Origin of the sequence: Flagellimonas oceanensis, from assembly GCF_003992595.1 — a bacterium.
Lineage (GTDB): Bacteria > Bacteroidota > Bacteroidia > Flavobacteriales > Flavobacteriaceae > Flagellimonas > Flagellimonas oceanensis.
In genome coordinates this window covers 367,735-386,926 of the sequence record NZ_RZNA01000047.1, presented here as the reverse complement: position 1 = coordinate 386,926, position 19,192 = coordinate 367,735, and the positions used below count along the sequence as shown (strand labels likewise).

16 protein-coding genes and 2 pseudogenes are annotated in these 19,192 nt (G+C 43.0%); 7 read left to right on the top strand and 11 right to left on the bottom strand.

The genetic code is table 11. The annotated features are described in order from the left end of the window. The first annotated feature begins 190 nt into the window (after window positions 1-190). On the top strand, window positions 191-922 hold the full coding sequence (gene istB, locus EO132_RS14860) for an IS21-like element helper ATPase IstB (protein ID WP_127136804.1): 732 nt from the start codon (window positions 191-193) through the stop codon (window positions 920-922). 2 nt (window positions 923-924) lie between these two features. On the opposite strand, the gene EO132_RS14855 is transcribed toward istB, so the two are convergent. Then, complete coding sequence (locus EO132_RS14855) at window positions 925-3,153, bottom strand: RHS repeat domain-containing protein (RefSeq protein ID WP_127138604.1); 2,229 nt, start codon at window positions 3,151-3,153, stop codon at window positions 925-927. A gap of 89 nt (window positions 3,154-3,242) precedes the next feature. On the opposite strand from EO132_RS14855, the pseudogene EO132_RS14850 reads away from it, so the two are divergent. Then, window positions 3,243-4,363: pseudogene (locus EO132_RS14850) on the top strand (IS3 family transposase). 30 nt (window positions 4,364-4,393) lie between these two features. On the opposite strand, the pseudogene EO132_RS19780 reads toward EO132_RS14850, so the two are convergent. From EO132_RS19780 to EO132_RS14810, 8 genes and pseudogenes are all read right to left on the bottom strand, one after another. Further along, window positions 4,394-5,064: pseudogene (locus EO132_RS19780) on the bottom strand (IS256 family transposase); the annotation flags it as partial. 113 nt (window positions 5,065-5,177) lie between these two features. Next, entirely contained in the window at window positions 5,178-5,585 is a 408-nt protein-coding gene (locus EO132_RS14835) for a hypothetical protein (protein ID WP_127138601.1), read from the bottom strand. Next, complete coding sequence (locus tag EO132_RS14830) at window positions 5,585-6,979, bottom strand: hypothetical protein (protein WP_127138600.1); 1,395 nt, start codon at window positions 6,977-6,979, stop codon at window positions 5,585-5,587. The genes EO132_RS14835 and EO132_RS14830 overlap by 1 nt, the downstream gene beginning before the upstream one ends. Before the next feature lie 6 nt (window positions 6,980-6,985). After that, a complete protein-coding gene (locus EO132_RS14825; RefSeq protein WP_127138599.1) occupies window positions 6,986-7,594 on the bottom strand; it encodes a hypothetical protein in 609 nt (202 codons plus the stop codon). A 59-nt stretch (window positions 7,595-7,653) separates the two neighbouring features. Further along, entirely contained in the window at window positions 7,654-8,349 is a 696-nt protein-coding gene (locus tag EO132_RS14820; protein WP_127138598.1) for a hypothetical protein, read from the bottom strand. A 30-nt stretch (window positions 8,350-8,379) separates the two neighbouring features. Then, entirely contained in the window at window positions 8,380-9,687 is a 1,308-nt protein-coding gene (locus EO132_RS14815; RefSeq protein ID WP_127138597.1) for a DUF6242 domain-containing protein, read from the bottom strand. A 131-nt stretch (window positions 9,688-9,818) separates the two neighbouring features. Further along, a complete protein-coding gene (locus tag EO132_RS19330; protein WP_164732358.1) occupies window positions 9,819-9,968 on the bottom strand; it encodes a hypothetical protein in 150 nt (49 codons plus the stop codon). Between the two features lie 181 nt (window positions 9,969-10,149). Next, a complete protein-coding gene (locus tag EO132_RS14810) occupies window positions 10,150-12,972 on the bottom strand; it encodes a hybrid sensor histidine kinase/response regulator transcription factor (protein WP_164732357.1) in 2,823 nt (940 codons plus the stop codon). A gap of 559 nt (window positions 12,973-13,531) precedes the next feature. Here EO132_RS14810 and EO132_RS14805 point away from each other — a divergent pair. Continuing rightward, window positions 13,532-14,281, top strand: coding sequence for a Type 1 glutamine amidotransferase-like domain-containing protein (locus EO132_RS14805; RefSeq protein ID WP_127138595.1), 750 nt, complete (start codon window positions 13,532-13,534; stop codon window positions 14,279-14,281). A gap of 47 nt (window positions 14,282-14,328) precedes the next feature. Next, window positions 14,329-14,913: a porin family protein gene (locus tag EO132_RS14800; protein WP_127138594.1), complete on the top strand. Its 585-nt coding sequence runs from the start codon at window positions 14,329-14,331 to the stop codon at window positions 14,911-14,913. A 118-nt stretch (window positions 14,914-15,031) separates the two neighbouring features. Here the strand turns inward: EO132_RS14800 and EO132_RS14795 are convergent, their stop codons facing one another. Both EO132_RS14795 and EO132_RS14790 read right to left on the bottom strand, forming a co-directional pair. Further along, window positions 15,032-15,406, bottom strand: coding sequence for a GerW family sporulation protein (locus EO132_RS14795; RefSeq protein WP_127138593.1), 375 nt, complete (start codon window positions 15,404-15,406; stop codon window positions 15,032-15,034). 11 nt (window positions 15,407-15,417) lie between these two features. Further along, window positions 15,418-15,915: a hypothetical protein gene (locus tag EO132_RS14790; protein ID WP_127138592.1), complete on the bottom strand. Its 498-nt coding sequence runs from the start codon at window positions 15,913-15,915 to the stop codon at window positions 15,418-15,420. Window positions 15,916-16,178: 263 nt separating this feature from the next. On the opposite strand from EO132_RS14790, the gene EO132_RS14785 reads away from it, so the two are divergent. The 3 genes from EO132_RS14785 to EO132_RS14775 are packed head-to-tail and all read left to right on the top strand — an operon-like array spanning window position 16,179 to window position 19,124. Further along, window positions 16,179-17,180 carry an efflux RND transporter periplasmic adaptor subunit gene (locus EO132_RS14785; RefSeq protein WP_235856477.1) on the top strand — a complete coding sequence of 334 codons (1,002 nt, stop codon included), beginning with the start codon at window positions 16,179-16,181 and terminating at the stop codon, window positions 17,178-17,180. Next, entirely contained in the window at window positions 17,177-18,439 is a 1,263-nt protein-coding gene (locus tag EO132_RS14780; RefSeq protein WP_127138590.1) for an ABC transporter permease, read from the top strand. Before EO132_RS14785 ends, EO132_RS14780 begins: the two co-directional genes overlap by 4 nt. 7 nt (window positions 18,440-18,446) lie before the next feature. Continuing rightward, a complete protein-coding gene (locus tag EO132_RS14775) occupies window positions 18,447-19,124 on the top strand; it encodes an ABC transporter ATP-binding protein (protein ID WP_127138589.1) in 678 nt (225 codons plus the stop codon). Window positions 19,125-19,192 lie beyond the last annotated feature (68 nt).

Genomic DNA, 19,192 nt, shown 5'->3' with positions numbered 1-19,192 from the left:
ACCAACGGCTGGACAATGCCTGCAGGCGGGCATCGGACTATGGGGCCTATAATTACAGCATGGTGGAGCGGATACTGAAAAAAGGGTGGGACACCCTGGAGGACGACCCGGAGGATACCTCCGAGGTCCCGGACCACGATAACATCAGGGGAGGAAACTATTATAAATGACAAACATTAAAACAGACAACATGAACACAAAGACATTGGAACAGATGAAACAGCTCAGGCTCCACGGGATGCTCAGGGCCTTTGACACCAGCCTCTCGCCCGAGAGCATGGACTATACCAACGATGAACTGGTGGCCTATCTGGTACAGTCCGAATGGGACGATAGGCACAACCGCAAGATCGAGCGCCTGACAAAGGCCGCAAGGTTCAGGTACGGTGCCGTTATGGAGGCCATCGATTACGGCCCTGGAAGGAACATCGACAGGAACAGGATACAGCGCTACGCCTCCTGTGGATTTATACGCAAGGGTGAAAATATGCTCATTACCGGGAGCACCGGGGTCGGCAAGAGCTATCTGGCCTCCGCCATCGGGCACCAGGCCTGCTCAATGGGGCACAGGACCATGTACTTCAACACGGCCAAACTCTTTACCTTGCTCAAAACCTCAAAGGCGGACGGGTCCTATCTAAAATTCATTGGAAAACTTGAAAAACAGGACCTGCTCATACTGGATGACTTTGGCCTAAAACCATTGGACAACATCAACAGGCACTCTTTGATGGAGATCATAGAGGACAGGCACGGCAAAAGGTCCACCATTATAGCCTCACAACTGCCCGTGGAGGCATGGCACGATGTCATCGGTGAAAAAACGATCGCCGACGCCATCCTTGACCGGCTGGTGCACTCGGCTCACAGGGTGGACATAAAAGGGGAATCAATGAGAAAAAAAATTAAAAATAAACGTTAACTTCAGCACCAAAATGAGTCGATCTCGTGCACTTGATTTGCACTGCTCACTTTCATCCGCCGCAGGTGGTATACATTGACCGCCCTATCCAGCTTGGAGACTTCGCTATTAGCTTCTTGTAATGTAAGAGTGTTTGTCCTTGGACCGAACACCCCAGTTGCTCTATTACCATCTAATTCATAAGAAAGTTCTTTACCCTCAAGATCAATACCACTGGTAACGTTGTTTTCTGCAAAAGCGTATGTAGAATTGTATACATAGGTTGGAGCAAGTGGATCTATTTGCAAAAATCTTCCAATCGATGAATCATATGTTCGGTATTTAAAGTGATGCAGATTAACATCAAAGCTTTCATCCAACTCCTGTCCCTGGTACGTTTTGAACTTCTGCGCCACATCGTTGCCCAGCGGTGAGATACCATTGTCATTGTACCCTTTGTGCTTAAGGCCGAAAGGATAGTAGTTGTTCTCCTCCACAATTTCCAGACCACCATTTCCATCATCCACATAACTCAAGCGTATGTTGCCCAAGTGATCTTTATATTGGTAGACATAGTCGTATCCGTTCATTCCATCCGGGGTAATATACCCCTCAGGCTGACTCATGAACTGAAGCGCCTCGCTCCCCGATGGGCCACTATATACATAGTTCCCCGCATATTGTGTCACAGAACTTCCCGCGGACACTTCTTTTTCCAATTTGGTGCCCAAGGCATCATAAACATACGAAATATTCTCGGAACCCATCTCAATCTTTGTGGGTAGGTTCAGGTGGTTGTACTCGATGCCGTCCGTACTGGCCGTTCCGATTCCTTTATTAAGGTCCCTGGTCATGTTGCCGTTGCCGTCGTACCAATAATCCTGATCGTCGACCGAGCTGTCCTTGAACCCGTAGGTGTCATTGCCATAGTCCCGGACCTTGTAAAGCCTGTTGCTCGTCCCGCTGTTGTGGTATTCATATTCCAACATGTCCATGGAACCGGCAAAGGAGGTCACTTGTCCGGTACCGTCAACAGCCGTATGGCCCTTGCGCTCTAGGCTCCCAATGTTGCCATTTTTATCATATGATATCCCCACTAGGTTATAATGTCCCGTGTTATCCATTCCCGAGGTAATCCTGTTCAGGGCATCATAGCTGTACGAATACCGCTCGCTCACAGGGTTACCACTCGTATTTGTACTGGCCGTACTCCACTGTACCTGTGAGATGTTCCCGTTGAATAGCGCCTGTGGATTCTCGTTAACTCCGAAATCTGTCGGGTCATTATAGGCAATCCCAAAGGCAAAGATGTCGTTCCCCAGGTTGGCAGGGTTGTTGATCTGCTTGAGCCAGCCCCTGATATTGTATTCATAATCATAAGTCTGCAATGGCGACCCCACGGTGTTCCCCGCCTGCTTGGAGGCCAATTGCCCCAAATCGTCATATTGGTTCACAAACAAAGTTTCCGTATGGTTCCCAATGGTCTGCTCTTGACTGATTAATCGTCCTGCATGGTCGTAGTCATAAGTATCTGTCACCGTGATAGTCGGGTCACTGTCTTTGGTGTGCTCATTTTCTTGTAGAACCATCTTGCCCACAAAGTCCAGTTCCATGCTCACGATGTCCGTTGTTCCAAGATAGGTGTTCTCGATGCGTGACCATACCACCCTGCTCTTAGTGTCGTAAACCGAAAGGGTATTTATCCAATGGTCAGTGTCCAGAACGCGAACCTTACTGGAGGTGGCAAGCCCGATAACATTTGTGGCCTGGTCTTGGCCCAGTACTTGTCCGACGGGTTTGGCAATACCATCCCTTGTGGCATTGTACCCATCATAATAATTTATGGTGTGCAGCTCGACAACAGAGCCCAGGGCCGGATAACCGTCACCATTGTAATATAGCGCCGCACCGTCCACCGTCGTGGCACTGCCCGATTGTTCGGCCCATTGTTCGGGGGCATTGTTGGCCGCTGTCTGTTCCGATGTCCTTGTGTCCCCATTGACCATCCCCGTGAAAGCCACACGCCCATGGGCATCGTACCGGGTAAACAGCCACTTGCCCTGCCCCTGCAAGAGGACATCACGCGTCATGATGGGTTGGTCCAACTTGTTGTACACGATATATTCCCTGCCCTTGCCCGGAAGCTTCTTCTCCACCAATCGATTCCTATGGTCGTAAACGTACTGGTAGCAGAGCTCCCCCAGCTCCGTGGAGTCCACTCCGTCAGATGTGTCCACCTTGGGGGGGACCACATAGGTTGACCTCCTCCCGTTAAACCGGACAGTTTGGAATTAGAGTATTCTGGGCGAATAAATGTTTGACTTTAAACAAGTATTTGCTTATGGGACGATCGAAGTACACGGAATCGCAGATCGTATTTGCGATCAAACAAGTGGAGACGGGGACCCGTATCCAAGAGGTGTGCCGCAAGATGGGGATATCTGAGGCCACGTTCTACAACTGGAAGAAGAAAGATGGCGGGCTGGGTGTTTCCGAACTCCAGAGACTGAAGAACCTGGAGGAGGAGAACGCACAGTTGTAGAAACTGGTCGCCGACCTGAGCCTGGACAAACAGATCCTGCAGGACGTGCTGAAAAAAAAGTTCTGAGGCCGTCCCGAAAGCGCGGGATGGTCGAAAATATAAGGATGGAGTATAACATCTCCATCCAGCGTTGCTGGAAGCTCGTATTGTTGCACAAGGTCGTTTTCTATTACAGGGCCAAGGGCCGTAGTGATGAACTGTTGCGCATGCGGATGAACGAGATTGCCGCCGTCAGGGTACGCTACGGGTTCTGGCGCATCCATATTCTTTTGAGACTGGAGGGTTTCTTGTACAACCACAAACGCATGTACGGTCTATTGTGATGAAGGGCTGAACCTGAGAGCAAGCGGCCCAAACGGAACCGTTCCGCCGCGCACAGACAGCCCGCAAAGGGTAACGCCTCTAGTTTTAACGAATGTTGGAGCATGGATTTTGTCTCGGACCAGTTGTACAACGGGAGCCGTTTCAGGGCATTGACTATAGTGGATAACTTTAGTCGCAAGTGCTTGGCCATACATGCCGGAAAGTCCCTCAAGGGAAGCGATGTCGTATAGGTAATGGAAATCATTACTATTGGGAACAAAGTACTCCCAAAACGTGTCAAAGTGGATAATGGAAGTGACTTCATCAGCAAGGTGTCGGACAAATGGGCCTATGGAAACAATGTTGAACTTGACTTCTCAAGGCCGGGAAAACAAACGGACAACCCTTTTATCGAGAGCTTCAACGGTTCGTTCAGGGACAAGTACCTGAACGCCAATTGGTTCTTCTCTTTGGAGGATGCCCAGGAAAAGTTCGATATTTGGAAAGAGGACTATAACAATTATAGACCGCACAGCTCGTTGGGAGACATGTCTCCCAACGAGTACATTGAAATGAATGAAAACAGCCCCGATTCCCTAGTTATGACCGGCACCTAATTTTGGGAGGAGGTCATTTTTAGGGAAGGCTACACCCCGATTGTTCAGGTCGGTCAGTACTTGCAACCAAAAATTGGCACCCTCGCTCTCGGAGATGTACATGCCCAAAACCTCCTTGTAGCCCTCCTTGTTGATGCCAAGGATATTGTAGAGGGCCTTGTACTCGATCTTACCGTCGACCTTTACCTTGTAGTGCATCGCATCGAGCCATACGATGCAATAGAGTGGCTCCAGCGGGCGGTTCTGCCACGCCTTTACATCTGGGACGACCTTATCGGTTATCTGGCTCAAAACGGTATGGGAGATGTCGGTGTCGTACATTTCCTTGATATGCGAAGAGATGTCGCGGTAACTCATCCCAAGGCCATAAAGTCCTATGATCTTGTCCGAGAGGTTGTCGGCCAAAATGGTCTGACGTTTCTTTACCAGTTCCGGCTCAAAGCTGCTTTGCCTGTCCTAGGGCGTATCGATATCGAAAGTGCCATAGCCGCTCTTGATGGTCTTTTCCCTTTGCCGTTGCGTTTGTTGCCGTTGATTCTTTGGGATTCGTCCAAATGGCCATCCATCTCCGCCTCAAGGGCTTTTTCGATGACGTTCTTCAGCATCGGAGCGAACGCGCCGCCCTTGCCGAAAAGGTTCTTGCCCGACATGAACTGGTCAAGTACCTTTTTCTCGAATTCTGTCTGTTCCTCTTTTCTCATGGTTCTGTCCGAATAAAATTAATGTTTAAATCTATTTCAGACAGAGTTTAATTTACAACTTCCAATTAACGATTCAAAAATATTATTCAAGGACTATCTCATAAATCATTGACTCATTTTTGTTCAATTCTAGTCAATTCCTTGCTACAATCATCCGAACTTGATGTTTTTAGGACATTTTCCTTTACTATGATGGTTTCATCCCTCCAGGTTTCCTTTCCCATAGTATTTTTCCATTTTACCTGTCCAACATAGGTGCCAGGCGTTTGCTGGGAAAGATGAAAGCCTACTTCATCCAAGGCAAACTTGTACCTTCCAAGGCCCCCCAGCTTTACATAGCGTCCTTCAATTTCTCCATTTTCATTGGTATAAAAGGCAACCACACGTCCATCACATCCTTCCCAAGATCCAACAATGTCCATATTGGTGGAAGTCGCTATTGGGTTTATGGATTTACAGCTGAACCATATGCCCAAGATTATGGACAACAATAGGATGAACTTTATTTTCTTTGCTTTCATTAGTCCTTCCTTTGATATTTATCTTTCATAAATTCAAAATACATGTAGCCAAAACGGTCGTACCAGTCTTCAACCCCGTACTTGGCCTCACAAATATTGAGTTCCATCATGGCGTCGGCCAAGCTCTGAAGAAACTCGCCATATTTTTTGTCATAAGCCTGTTCAAATTCTGTAACGGATTTTTCTATATTCCTCCGTTGTGTTTGCCAGGCCAATCCACCTACTCCACTGGGTGTAAAACCAGATACGTCATCACCAAAAGAAATTGCGGCATTGGAAAAGTCCTTGGTGCATTTATAGATTGTGGCAAGCTTTTCAAACTGGTATCGCATATTGTTAAACTTCTTTCGGGCTTCCAGAAAACATTCGGCGCACTCTTGATCTTCCTCCTCCGAAATGTAGCCGTTATCATCAAGAGATAAATCAGTACAAATGGAAGGGATGGAGGGCGCTTGGGCCGGCGGAGTGGAACTGATACATTTACCCAATCCGTTGTTATAGGTATCATAGAGCAATTTAACGTTGTCCCATTGTTTCCGTATCGTGGCGATAGTCTTGTCTAAATCATTGACCCCTTTGTCCACAGCTTTACGCTCGCTCTCCAAGGCCGCTAATTGGCTCATGACCATTGCATGTTTTGAATTTTGCTGCTTCTTCCAATTTTCAAACTCTTCCATGGTCAACACAGCGCCCCTATCTTGACCAAAGCTTGATAACGGCACTAATGATAGAAGCACCAAAACCACTGCAGTCCCTTTTCCTTTTCTTCCCATAAGCTTTCCGGCCAAAACACCAATGACCAGTAAAGCAACCCCAAGGGCAATGTACAATAGGTAATTGGCACTCCCTCCATCATCGCTAGTACCAGCAGCTTCATTCGGTGAGGGTTCACCACTGGATGTCATTTCATCTTCATTGATCGACCTAAAGGCACTGCCCAAATAGGTTTTTTTTTCGGGGCTGGCCAATACGGCAATGGTATAGATTGAATTGTTGGGTTGCTCCGGCTCTATTTTTATTCCAAAACTTCCCCAGGTGCGTATTTTGAAGTCCGCTATCCCATCTCGTGCATTGACAGTGTTTTGTTGGGCCTGCACGGCTTCCCAATTATCTTTTGCCAAACTTACTTTTAATGGAGTGCCGTCTACACTGGTCACCAAAACGTCAACAAAATTGTAGAGGTCGTGCCCAGTGACGTAATGGTACATTGCAGTATCTGAAAGGCGATTGAAATAAACAATGCCTAATTCCCCTTCGTGCCCCGCTCTAGTGTCTGCCAAGAGTTTTAGTTCCACAGGTTGAATCGCTTTGTCCAAGGTAAAAGGTTGGGCAGATCCTTGAAATGCACCGATGAGCAAGAGGCCAAGGAACACGATATTTTGCAAAAGTTTCATCTTGATTTAATTTTGGTAGTGATTAATAACATAGTTGGCAATTTTATACGTATTCTGTTTCTGTTCTTCCCTTTGGGAGTCTGTCAGTTTGGGACCACTGGTGTTTAAATAATTATAGCTGATGTTTATTGGGTTTTCATAGTTGGCATTTAACAGGAGCAGGAAGCCTTGTACCGGATGTCTTTTTATATAGGTATCGCCAGATTCACTGATGCTGACATCAACCATCTCGTTCTTCAGCCCACTTTCAATTTCATCTTCGATAATATTTTTGTCTCCCCATTTTTCAAGGCTTATTCCATAGTTGACCGTAAAATTGCCTGGATGGGTCACTTTATACCAACAATTTCCTTGATAGTTGCTTTGTTCTTCTACTTGACCATCGTTGTATCCCAAAGCCTCGGCCAATTGAGAAGGGGTAAGTTTGCAATCTGCATTTGGAGTGTATAGTTGGGTATAGTCCCCTTTTTGCTCCAAATCCATTGCACTGGCAGCTTCCAATTTTAGATCTGTCCTAGAACTCTCTGTAGTTGATTCTTCCTTTTTGCTTGTATTTCCGCAAGCAGCTATTAGCAACACGCCCAAAAAGGCAATGGTAATGTTTGATACTTTCATAATGATGTTATTATGTTTCTTAAGGCACTCCTATTTTTGAATTTGGCTTACATTTAAGCCTATTCATCAATTCTATCAACTTTAATATTCGCTATCTCCAATGGTTCATATTTGATATAATAGTTCTCTGCCCCCGCTATAATCGGACTTATCTTTATCTCTCTGCTATCACCAATAAAATCGAACATAATTTCGTCGTATTGGTTATTGATGAACCACGTATCGTTATATCTTCCTGTGACATTGGTCATCACTTTTTTGTTTCCGTATTCGCCAGGTTTAAGTTTGATGATCATGCGGTATCTCTGTCCGGCCTCTGGATTAAATTGCAGAACCAGACACCTCATTTCAGGTAAAAACCCTGGTGCTCCATTGTTTACTCCCGGATAATATTTGTTTTCTGGATACACACTGATGTATCTGGGGGACTGCTCAAATTTTCCAAAATATGACACTACCTTCATATCCTTGTCCGTCATTCGCCCAGGTTCAATTTCCCATGATTTGTTGTACTTAAGCCTTAACAAAGCAGAACGGTCAAATGTGGTTGCGGGTAGTTTTGCTATTTGTTTTGCATTAAGGCTTTCAAATTTTTTCACGTCTATCCTTTGTGGCTTGGCAATGATTTTATTGCTCAAGTCTATTTTGGAGGTCTGAGAAATATTGATGTTTGTGTTCTTGGGCAACTTTTGGGCATGCAGCGTGCAAATTCCTGTTACCATAATGGCCAATAATAATTTAACAATTGATTTCATAAGCTTATTTAATTGAATTGATTTAGATCTTTAGTTAAGTTTCCAAACGGTATTGTTTGTTGCTGAAAAATTGCTCCGTTGTGTTCCACCAATGGCAAATAGCTCACCATTTAGATTGACCAATGCATAGAAAATGGCTCTTATCGGAACCGAATCAATCGTTGTGGCAGCTACCCAATCTACTCCGTTGGAAGATTCATAAAAGGTTGAATCAGGGTTTGGGCCATCCACAGGGGTGGTCATCAATATAATTTTACCATCCAATACTACAGTCCTTACCGAGTTTATGCCCCTCTCACGGATTTCTGAAACTTCCGGGGTCGACCAGTTGATTCCATCCATACTGGTCCATGTACTGATTTCTTCAATATCCAAATCTGGATTGGGCTCAAAAGAATATAGTATTTCATTCAAGTTTTCAATTTGAAAACTGTATTTGGTATCAAACCCGTGATTTTCTATTTCCAAATTCCAATTTAATCCGTCGATACTGCTATACACATTGCGTTCTGGAGATAGGTCATCTATATCGCCCGAATAACCGGCAATTCTAAATATGCTATCCCCAAAAACTTCAAACTTTGAATTTTGATATTGTATAAATGGCGTGGTCTCCGTTTCTTCCACCCAAGCACTGCCATCTTCTGAACTAAAAATCTTATTGGACAGAATACCTTCAGAGATACCTCCGTAAATCCATAACTTGCCGTTGAAGGCAATCAATTCATGTCCATAGACGCCCCCAAAAGGAAAATCGCCTTCCAATGTCCAATTCTCACCATCATCACTGGACCATATATCCGTAAGGGCAACATCTGCTTCATTTCGTCCTCCAATCACCCAAATTCTATCATCAAAGACTTCAACCCCGGTGGCTTTTCTGGCACCGTATGAAGCATCTTCAGTAATTAAGCTTGGGAATATGAGCTCGGTGGTAAATGTTTGAACTTCACTTTCCGCTACCCTTTCACCCTCTTCATAAGCAATGATTTGCCAAAAATAGTCGGTGTTCAAATCAAGGGCATTGCCAATTTCAATATCATATGAAGTAACCGTGAGTCCTGATTCGATTTCGGTCAGTGTATTTTCAGAGGTTCCAAGGAAAAAGGAATACGTAATCGGTTGGTCGCTATTGTAATTTTCCCAGCTGATCGAGGGTGTTTTGGAAACTGGGCTATCGTTGTTAGTCGGAGTCAAGGTTGCCAATGTTTCTATAGTTGGCTCATCGCCAACACTGTCATCATCAATAACGACAACTCTGTTTCCATTGTCATCATTGCTGCAACCTTGGCACAATAGGATAAAACAAACGAAAATTGATTTAAAAAAAAGCTTCATGAGTATTTTAATTTAAGGTTGTTCTTGGTAACAGTTTGTTTATTAATGGACTGGGCCAAAGTGATTCATTACGTTTTGGTAGATCATTGCAACAAACCCAGTTTTTGCCCTACTAGTTTTTTCTCCTTGGACTATTCTTTAGAGAAATGTGTGCTTTTGATGACATTGTTTTTATTCATGATCTTTAGCTTATATTTTCCCTTGTGCAATTTGTTCACGTTCAAATAAATCTCATATCGGGGAACTTCTTCAAGTATGCCTTCATACCTCTTTTTCTTCATGCTGATATGAAGCGTTTTTGTGTTAGTCAATCAGTAAGGTTGAATGTATAGGTGTAGGTCATTATTCAACGCTGGAGCAAACATAATGGCACATAATGCTGAGGGCTATGAATTATGTATCAAAGCCTATGAAATATGTAACAAGGCAGAAAAACCTTGGCCTTAAGGAGACGTGGGTAGATTATTTTTTACTGAATTCAGAGGGAGATGTTCCATAGGTTTCCCTAAAACACTTTGTAAAATAGGAATGATCGTTAAAGCCTACCCGATAGCCGATTTCGGAGATATTGACATCACTTTTCCGAAGTAGCGAAGCGGCCAATTTTAACCTTTGGCTACGGATAAATTCCGTAGTGGTCTGTCCCGTGAGCGCTTTTAACTTTCGGTGCAGTTGCATTCTGCTCATACCCAAAGTTTTTGCAAAATCTTTTGAATTAAAGTCTGATGTGACCAAATGATCGTCCAAAACATTTTGAAGGGACTCCAAGAAGCGTTCATCATAAGAGCTGATGGATATGTCCTTGGGGGTTAAAATAATCTCTTGACTAAAACGCTCCTGTAGTTTTCTGCGGCTTTCCAATAAGTTTTTGGCAGTCTGCTTCAAAATTTTGTTATTGAATGGCTTGGTCAGATAGGCATCGGCTCCTGTTTCCAATCCTGTCAGTCTATTTTCATCACCGGCTTTTGCCGTGAGCATTAGAATGGGAATGTGGGACGTAGCATCGTTGGTCTTACAATTTTCGGTCAATTTCAGTCCGTCCTCTTCGGGCATCATCAGGTCTGTTATGATAAGATCGGGAACCTGTTTCAGTGCTTTTTGAAAACCGGCGCTTCCATTATCTGCCGTAACAATATTAAATTCGTCATTAAAAATAGAAGAAACGTAGTTGCGTAGATCCTCATTGTCATCCACGATCAAAATAATGTCCCGGCTTTCATCACTTTCCGTAATGGACACTTTGCTCTCATCTTCAACGGCATCTGTATTTTCCTGATAGGTTTCCTCTAAAGTTGTTGATTTTTTGACAGTTACTTTTTCCTCGTTTGAGTAGTCGGTTTCAAGTATGGGCAATTCAATGTGAAATGTGACACTTTCCGGACCGCTCTTGGCCTCAATCTTTCCTTTATGCAATCCGACCAGTTCTTTGGTAAGTGCCAGTCCAATGCCCGTGCCTCTTTTATTGGTATGAATTTGGTGAAAGCGGTTGAATATTTCCTTTAATTCTTTTTTTGTTAGAGACACACCTGTATTTGTCACTGTTAATGAGAGAACGCCCTCTATGATTTCCGCCTTAAAATTTATCTTGGCATTTTGTGGGCTGTATTTTAGTGCATTGCCCAAAAGATTGCCAATCACTTTCTGAAGTATGTCAGCATCAAACCAATAATGATTTTCATCTTTGGAAATTTTTATTTGGAGTTGTTGGGACTTTTTTTCAGCGCTGAACAAGAACGATTCCGCCTGTGATTTCAAAAAAGTGGACAATATTGCTTTACCTATATGCAATTTGTAAAATCCTGATTCCAGTTTTGATAGGTCCAGCAACTGATCGACCAAAGTAGCGAGCTGTTGGGTGTTTTTTTTGGCAATGGTCAGGTTCCGTTTATCTTCTTGGCTTAGTTCCGAACGCTCCAGTTGCTGTTCCACCGGACCCTGTATCAAAGACAAAGGTGTACGCAGTTCATGGGATATGTTGGCAAAAAAGTTTGATTTGGCCACATCCAGCTCTCTTAATTTTTGATTCGTTCTTTGACGGTTGCGATAAAGCACAAAGAGAAACAATACTGCGAAGGATGTTAGACCTATTCCTCCCAAAAAAAGATTGCGCTGATTCCTTTTTTGTTGTTCGGCAAGTTCGTTTTGTGATTTCAACAGTGCTATTTCTTGTTCTCTCTTTTGTGTTTGGTATTTGGCTTCAAGGTCCAGAGCAAGACTTTTTTGCTTTCGGGCCTCTAGAGAATCTTGCAGAACGAATGATCGTCCATAGTATTCGACCGCTTGCTCAAAGTCCCCGGTTTTTCCATAGGATTCTGCTAGGTTTTTGGTGATTCCCAGCAAAACACCACTAGAACCGGCATCGGCTTGTTTAAAATAAGCATAGGCGGCTTCAAAATATGGTATGGCCTGTTTATAGTCCCCAATTCTTAGAAGAAACCCAGCGTAGACTCGATTGGCGTTAGCAATTTGATTAGGGTCCCCTGTCTCAGTGAGCAGGGCAAGCCTTTTTTTATAGTAGGCATCGGCTTGATCATAATTATTGAGGTCTGTCTCTATGATACCCAAGGACCAATAAATATTGGCCACGTTTTCAATGGAACCGTTGCTTTTAAAATATGTCAAGCTTTTTTTAAAATAGGGCTTGGCCTTTTGATATTCCTTTCTTTGGCCAAAAATATTTCCGATCATGATATATCCGTAGTGTTCCTGATCGCTATCATTTATTTCCGAAGCCATTTTAATAGCGTTTTTAAAATATTGTTCAGACTTTCCGATATAAGAAGTGTCCTGTACGCTGTAAGTTCTTAAGAGTACCTTGCCCAAATTGAACAACGCTTTGACAACATATGGGTTCTTTTCTCCAGAAAATTCTGCAATAGAATCTATTTGCTGGTAAGTGGCTATTGCATCAACATCTTCAAACTTTGAATAATGTATGTTTCCAATGGAAAGTAGTGCACTGGTGGTCACTTCGGGCAAATTGTTCTCCGTCCCCAAAGCGATGGCCTTTTTGGCATAGTGTTGTGTGGAATCGTAATTGCCTTTGTAAAAATAGCAATTGGCCACCTCACTTTGGGCTGTCCCCAAGAGAACTGGCGAAGATGTGTTTTTTGCAATTTTCAAATTCTGCAATGCCAGCAGCAGCGCACCATCGTATGCTGAGATTTTAGATAAGGAATCTATTTGACATTGATTGTTCAAAAACTCCTCAGGTATATTTTGACCAAAAGATGAAATACCCACTGATGTAAGAATACAAACAATACTAAGTTTATTTATGGACATTTTTTTCATCACCGTCAATCACTAAGTTAAGCAAAATAAATCTGGATTAAATTAGGTGCAAGGAGTATTGACCTTCACCTTGGGAGTCAATTTACCTCAAATTTGTTTGACAGGAATTGAGATGGACCGAGATAAATAAAACTTATACAATCAACAACTCATCGTGTCAATTCCAACTATTTATAACGGTTTAATTATATTTGAAATGATGAAAGCAATTCGACCTTAAAGTTCACAAATCGTCAACAACTGATGTGAACTTTCTCAGGATATTGATTAATACTGGGCTAATGAACGTAGGTTCTGAACCCAGTCAGGTCACTAAAAAAACCGGTAAGCAAAAGCTTATCGGTTTTTTGTTTTTATACCCCGTGCAATCAAAAATTCATTATTCCAACAGCTCTAAATTATAATTGCCTTAAAAAGCTGAAAGTTATTACATAAATAAAACATCCACTTTTCATTTTTATGTAACTTGTTGCGCAACAAACCAAATTCAGAATCCCATTATCGCATTTTGGGGTTTGAGTTATTTCAAACCAACCTTAAATCAAGTAAAATGAAAAAATTAGTTCTCCTTTGTTCCCTTTCAATCCTTATGACGAGTATGGTTAACGCACAAGACCAGTATATATTCCCAAGTGGCAGTGGTCCCAATAAATTGTTCATGAAGGAAATCATCAAACTCACGGGAAAAGAACGTCCCAAGATTTGTTTCTTGCCCACCGCATCCGGAGATAGTGAACGAAGTATCATCAGATGGTATGAACTGACACACGACCTATCGATAGAACCATCCGTACAGCGGGTTTGGATCAGCTCATATCGTCAAAAACAGACGTTTGAAGAAGTTCTTTTAAATGTGGACGCCATTGTTGTAGGTGGCGGAAACACCTTGAACATGATGGCCATCTGGAAAGCCCAAGGAATCGATGTGGTGTTGAAAAAAGCCTTGGAAAAAGGTATTGTCTTGGCTGGAGGCAGTGCGGGGTCGCTCTGTTGGTTCGATAATGGAACTACGGATTCAAGACCCATTGAACTGAGTGTCGTAGAAGGATTGGGCTTCCTCCCATACAGTCACTCACCTCATTATGATGGAGAGGAATTTCGCAGACCTTTGTACGAGAAAAACATCAAGAAAGGCATTTTTGAAGCGGGCTATGCCATGGACAACAATGCCGGCATCATCTTCAAGAACGGAAAACCGTTCCGAGTGGTCTCCTTGGGCGAAGAGTACAATTGCTACTACGTTTCCCTGAAAGATGGTAAAGTCGTGGAAGAAAAACTTGAAGCCGAAATTCTGGAATAGCAAGGTAATTTTGGAACGTGTATCAATAATTGATATCATAAAACAATATGAAAAATTTAATCGTAATTATTCTTACCTTTTCATTTTTCACAGTCGAACTCCAAGCACAAGAAAAAACTGATTTTGGTATCAAAGGGGGCGTTAGCTTAAGCAACATTACCTATTATTATTTTAGTGACACCAGCAGCAGGACAGGTTTTTTTATTGGGCTGTACAGTGAAATCCGATTGAGCAATACATTTTCTTTGCAACCCGAAATCCTATATGCCAACCATGGAAATGAAGCACGGGAAATACTCCTTGGTGGCTCAAGGGACATAGATTTCAAACTGGATTACATACAGATTCCCTTGTCCTTAAAACTCTATCTTTTGAATGGTTTTTCCGCGCATGTAGGTCCCTCATTTAATTTCCTCTTGAATCAGAAAGTAACTTATGACAATACCGAGAAATCGGATGTGGCCAAAAACTTCGATTTTTCCGCTTTTGCAGGGCTTTCTTTTAAAGTCTTGGGAGACTTTGAATTGACCGCAAGGTATATTCAAGGATTCACTCACGCACTGGATGATGGAAATTCAAGGGAAAAGGCCAAAAACAAAGCTTTTCAATTTGGCGTTGGGTATAGATTCTAAAATTCAAAAAAAATCTAAACGAATATACTTGAGCCAACAAGTCGCTTAAATCTTAAGAACTGGATTGCCTAAATTAATAGCCCAGGCAATCCAGTTCTTTTTTGATTGTTGTTCTTGTTTAAGCAACAACTTCTTCGCCTTTTTTGTTTCGTTCCGAAACAATTTTATCGATCAAATCCGGCACTTTCTCAAATGCTGCGGCCAAACCATGGGTCTTGCCCGCTTCCAAAAATGAGATTTCGTCTCCCTTGGTCACCAAAAAGCCGATAGGTTGGATTCCGATACCAGCGCCTGCGCCGGCACCTTCCCCTTTTCTTGCTTTACCTTCCACTCCTTCGCCACCTCCAGAGCCAAAGCCCATACCTACCTTAATTACAGGTACACACTTAAATTCGCCCAACTCAAAGGCTTCTCCCACAATGGTTTCCGTCCTGGCCTCCGACTTGATAAAGTCGGTCACCTTGTTCAATAATTCTTCAAAATGTAAATCCATGACCTTGATTTTTAATGATTAATAAATGATTTTAAAATTCTGTAAGGCCTGTTTCGAATATCCATTACCAATCTGTTCCTGTTCTCGAAATTGATGTGGAACGAGGCTATATATTGATTGAGCAATACGAAAATGGGGTACATTTTTGCATTTGCCACGTAATCGCCTGTATCCATGTCCAGAGCAAATCGCTTTACCTTGAACGATCGTAATACCCGAACCAGCTTTCTAAGCCTGATCTTTCTTGGTCTGGTTTTCTTTATTTTGGATTTGGAAGGTTCTTTGGGTTTTGAAGATGCCGTCAAAGGATAAAAACAACGTTCTATAAAAAGTACTTTTAACCGTACGCGCAATAGTTTTTTTTCGTCAGGTTCAAAACTCGCCTTTGCCAAGCCCTTCAATCCGGCAAAATATTTATTCGTATCCGTATCAATATAAATTTGAATGGGCACAAACAACAACCCAAGGGCAAGGAGCACAACTAACAATATCACTGAAATCAGTATCATTAGTTTTTGCGACAAAGGAAGCATGGGCAAGGCATTCATGCAATGATATTGGTCAGATTGACATCATAAAATTCCAGATAGTTGATATCTTTATTTCAAAGTCAACACCATACTGACCTACCTCATGTTTCAAATCAGTTTTTTATTGGTAATTTGAGTAGCATATCACGCTATTGCCGATGAAACATTCCAACTGTTTATATCTCATTTTCCTTGTCCTTTTATCTTGCGGTAAAAGCAAGGAAAAGATTTATCCCACCAAAATGGCGCTAACAGAATCCGTATATGCCTCGGCCACCGTTCAACCGGACAGTCTCTACCAAGCATATTCCATTGTCATCGGTATTTTGGACAAAACCTGGGTCGAGGAAGGTGACATTGTGAAGAAAAACGACCCCATCCTTCAAATTAAAAACACATCGCCCGAACTCAATGTTGAAAATGCCAAACTTGCACTCCAACTTGCCCGGGAGAATTATCAGGGAAGGGCTGCCGTACTTACCAGTATTGAAGACGAAATCCATGCTGCGACCCTAAAGTTGACCAATGATTCCATCAATTATTTCCGTCAAAAAAACCTTTGGGACCAAAATATTGGCTCCAAAGTGGAATACGACAACCGAAAGCTTGCCTACGAACTATCCAGAAACAACCTGAACCTGCTCCAAAGAAAATACAGGCAGACCAAAAATGAACTGGAGACCCAATTGCTACAGTCGGAAAACCAATACAAAACCTCTTTGACCACCTCTGAGGACTTTACCATAAAAAGTAAAATAAACGGAACGGTCTACGCTATTTACAAAAACCCAGGGGAAATAGTGAACACCCAAGAACCCGTGGCATCCATTGGTAGAAGTGAAGAGTTCATTATTGAGCTGTTGGTCGACGAGGTGGACATCGTGAAGCTGAAAAAGGGCCAAAAAGTGTTTCTGACACTTGACTCCTACAATTCCAAGGTATTTGAGGCAACCTTGGACAAAATTTATCCCAGAAAAGACGAACGTTCCCAAACCTTCAAGGTAGAGGCTTTGTTCAAGGATTCTCCCAGCACATTATATCCCGGTCTTTCCGGCGAAGCCAATATCGTCATCTCCAAAAAAGAGGAAACCCTTACCGTTCCAAAGGATTATCTTATTGATGATACCAAAGTACTTACCGACAGCGGGGAAACTGAGATTACCATAGGACTACAAAACTTGGACAGAGTGGAGGTTTTGGATGGCATCGATGAAAAAACGGCAATCTATAAACCCGAGCAATGATCAATTGGAGCGTGATACTGGGCATTGCCAAAACACATCTTATTACCAAGATGAAATCCACGGTTACCGCCACCCTGGGGGTCACTTTTGGAATTGGCGCCTACATTACCCTCGTAAGTTTTATGACAGGGCTCAATGCCATGCTGGATGATTTGGTACTGAACCAGACCCCGCATATCCACATGTACAACGAAATACGCCCTTCCGAAACCCAGCCTATTTCACTGTATGGTGAATTCACGTCCACCATGAACATTGTACACTCCATAAAACCCAAGCAAAATCAGGAAAAAATACACAATGCCCTGCCTATTTTGAGCTATCTGAAAAAGCACCCCAATGTGAAAGGAGCCACACCTCAGCTCAGGGCACAGATTTTCTACCTCTCCGGTTCCATAGAACTTGGCGGCAATCTCGTTGGCGTGGACATTATGGAGGAGGCCCGCCTCTCCAATATCCAAGACAACATAGTTGAGGGCTCTACCGAAGCCCTGAAGAATAGTAACAACGGAATTTTATTAGGGGCCGGATTGGCCGAAAAGATGTCGCTTTCCATTGGAGACAGGGTACAAATCAGCACTGTTGCAGGCGATATTTTCCCTCTGAAGATTGTGGGTTTCTATCAAAGTGGCATTGCTGAAATCGACAATGTGCAAAGTTTTGCCAACCTCAGTACCGTACAGCAGATTTTGGGCGAAGCTGAAAATTATGTGACCGATATCAACATTAAATTACTGAACATTGATGAGTCCGAATCCATGGCACGTAGCTTGGAAAAACAGTTCAATGTGAAAGCCGTTGATATCAATGAGGCCAATGCCCAATTCGAGACCGGTTCCAATATCAGGAACCTTATCACTTATGCTGTTTCCATTACCCTGCTCATTGTGGCTGGTTTTGGTATTTACAACATTTTGAACATGCTCATTTATGAAAAAATGAAGGATATTGCCATTTTAAAAGCCACAGGGTTTTCAGGAAAAGACGTGCAATACATTTTTATGGCTCAGGCCATCATTATAGGACTGATGGGCGGAATATTGGGGTTATTGATCGGCTTTGGTCTTTCACATCTCATTGACAACGCACCGTTTGAAACTGAAGCGCTCCCTACCATTTCCACCTACCCCGTAAATTTCAATGGGACCTATTATCTCATTGGAATCACATTTGCCCTTATTTCGACCTTCGTAGCGGGGTACCTACCCTCCAACAAGGCCAAAAAAATCGATCCGGTAAAGATCATTAGAGGAACTTAACATCATCATGAACACCGTCTTAGAAGCCAAAAATATCAACAAACACTTTTATAAGCCCAAGGACTTCCATGTGCTCAAAAATATTTCGTTTGGTGTAAAACAAGGCGAGTTCGCCTCGATCATGGGCAAATCCGGTTCTGGCAAATCCACTTTGCTCTACATACTTTCCACCATGGACACTGAATACACCGGAGAACTGTACCTCAATGACCAACTGGTCACGGGTAAGTCCCAAAAGGAACTGGCCAGGATTCGAAACAAGAACATTGGTTTTGTATTTCAGTTCCACTATTTACTGTCTGAGTTCAGTGTTTTGGAAAACGTGATGTTGCCCGCCAAAAAACTTGCGGAAAGATCACATGCAGCCATAGAAAAAGATGCCCTACGGAAACTTGAAATGTTGCATATCGGTCATTTGGCCCACCAACGGGCCTCACGTATCTCGGGTGGGGAAAAACAACGGGTTGCCATCGCCAGGGCCCTGATCAATGACCCCACTATATTGATGGGCGATGAACCTACGGGCAACTTGGACAGTCACAATTCTGAAAACGTGTTCAAAATCTTCAAAAACTTAAAAGAGGAACAGGGCTTATCCCTTTTGGTGGTAACGCATGACAAGGATTTTGCCAAAAGAACGGACCGCATCATAGAAATGGAAGATGGCATCATTACCAAACCCTGATAAACCTGATATTCATTGATACTGGGAGTTGAGAAATATCATATTAAAGCAAGCTTCTTTGCCCTAAT

Excerpts from the sequence above, each read along its gene's own strand:
- istB (WP_127136804.1), top strand. The coding sequence starts at position 191 with ATGAACACAAAGACATTGGAACAGATGAAACAGCTCAGGCTCCACGGG.
- EO132_RS14835 (WP_127138601.1), bottom strand. The coding sequence starts at position 5,585 with ATGAAAGCAAAGAAAATAAAGTTCATCCTATTGTTGTCCATAATCTTG.
- EO132_RS14830 (WP_127138600.1), bottom strand. The coding sequence starts at position 6,979 with ATGAAACTTTTGCAAAATATCGTGTTCCTTGGCCTCTTGCTCATCGGT.
- EO132_RS14825 (WP_127138599.1), bottom strand. The coding sequence starts at position 7,594 with ATGAAAGTATCAAACATTACCATTGCCTTTTTGGGCGTGTTGCTAATA.
- EO132_RS14820 (WP_127138598.1), bottom strand. The coding sequence starts at position 8,349 with ATGAAATCAATTGTTAAATTATTATTGGCCATTATGGTAACAGGAATT.
- EO132_RS14815 (WP_127138597.1), bottom strand. The coding sequence starts at position 9,687 with ATGAAGCTTTTTTTTAAATCAATTTTCGTTTGTTTTATCCTATTGTGC.
- EO132_RS19330 (WP_164732358.1), bottom strand. The coding sequence starts at position 9,968 with ATGAAGAAAAAGAGGTATGAAGGCATACTTGAAGAAGTTCCCCGATAT.
- EO132_RS14810 (WP_164732357.1), bottom strand. The coding sequence starts at position 12,972 with ATGTCCATAAATAAACTTAGTATTGTTTGTATTCTTACATCAGTGGGT.
- EO132_RS14805 (WP_127138595.1), top strand. The coding sequence starts at position 13,532 with ATGAAAAAATTAGTTCTCCTTTGTTCCCTTTCAATCCTTATGACGAGT.
- EO132_RS14800 (WP_127138594.1), top strand. The coding sequence starts at position 14,329 with ATGAAAAATTTAATCGTAATTATTCTTACCTTTTCATTTTTCACAGTC.
- EO132_RS14795 (WP_127138593.1), bottom strand. The coding sequence starts at position 15,406 with ATGGATTTACATTTTGAAGAATTATTGAACAAGGTGACCGACTTTATC.
- EO132_RS14790 (WP_127138592.1), bottom strand. The coding sequence starts at position 15,915 with ATGATACTGATTTCAGTGATATTGTTAGTTGTGCTCCTTGCCCTTGGG.
- EO132_RS14785 (WP_235856477.1), top strand. The coding sequence starts at position 16,179 with ATGGCGCTAACAGAATCCGTATATGCCTCGGCCACCGTTCAACCGGAC.
- EO132_RS14780 (WP_127138590.1), top strand. The coding sequence starts at position 17,177 with ATGATCAATTGGAGCGTGATACTGGGCATTGCCAAAACACATCTTATT.
- EO132_RS14775 (WP_127138589.1), top strand. The coding sequence starts at position 18,447 with ATGAACACCGTCTTAGAAGCCAAAAATATCAACAAACACTTTTATAAG.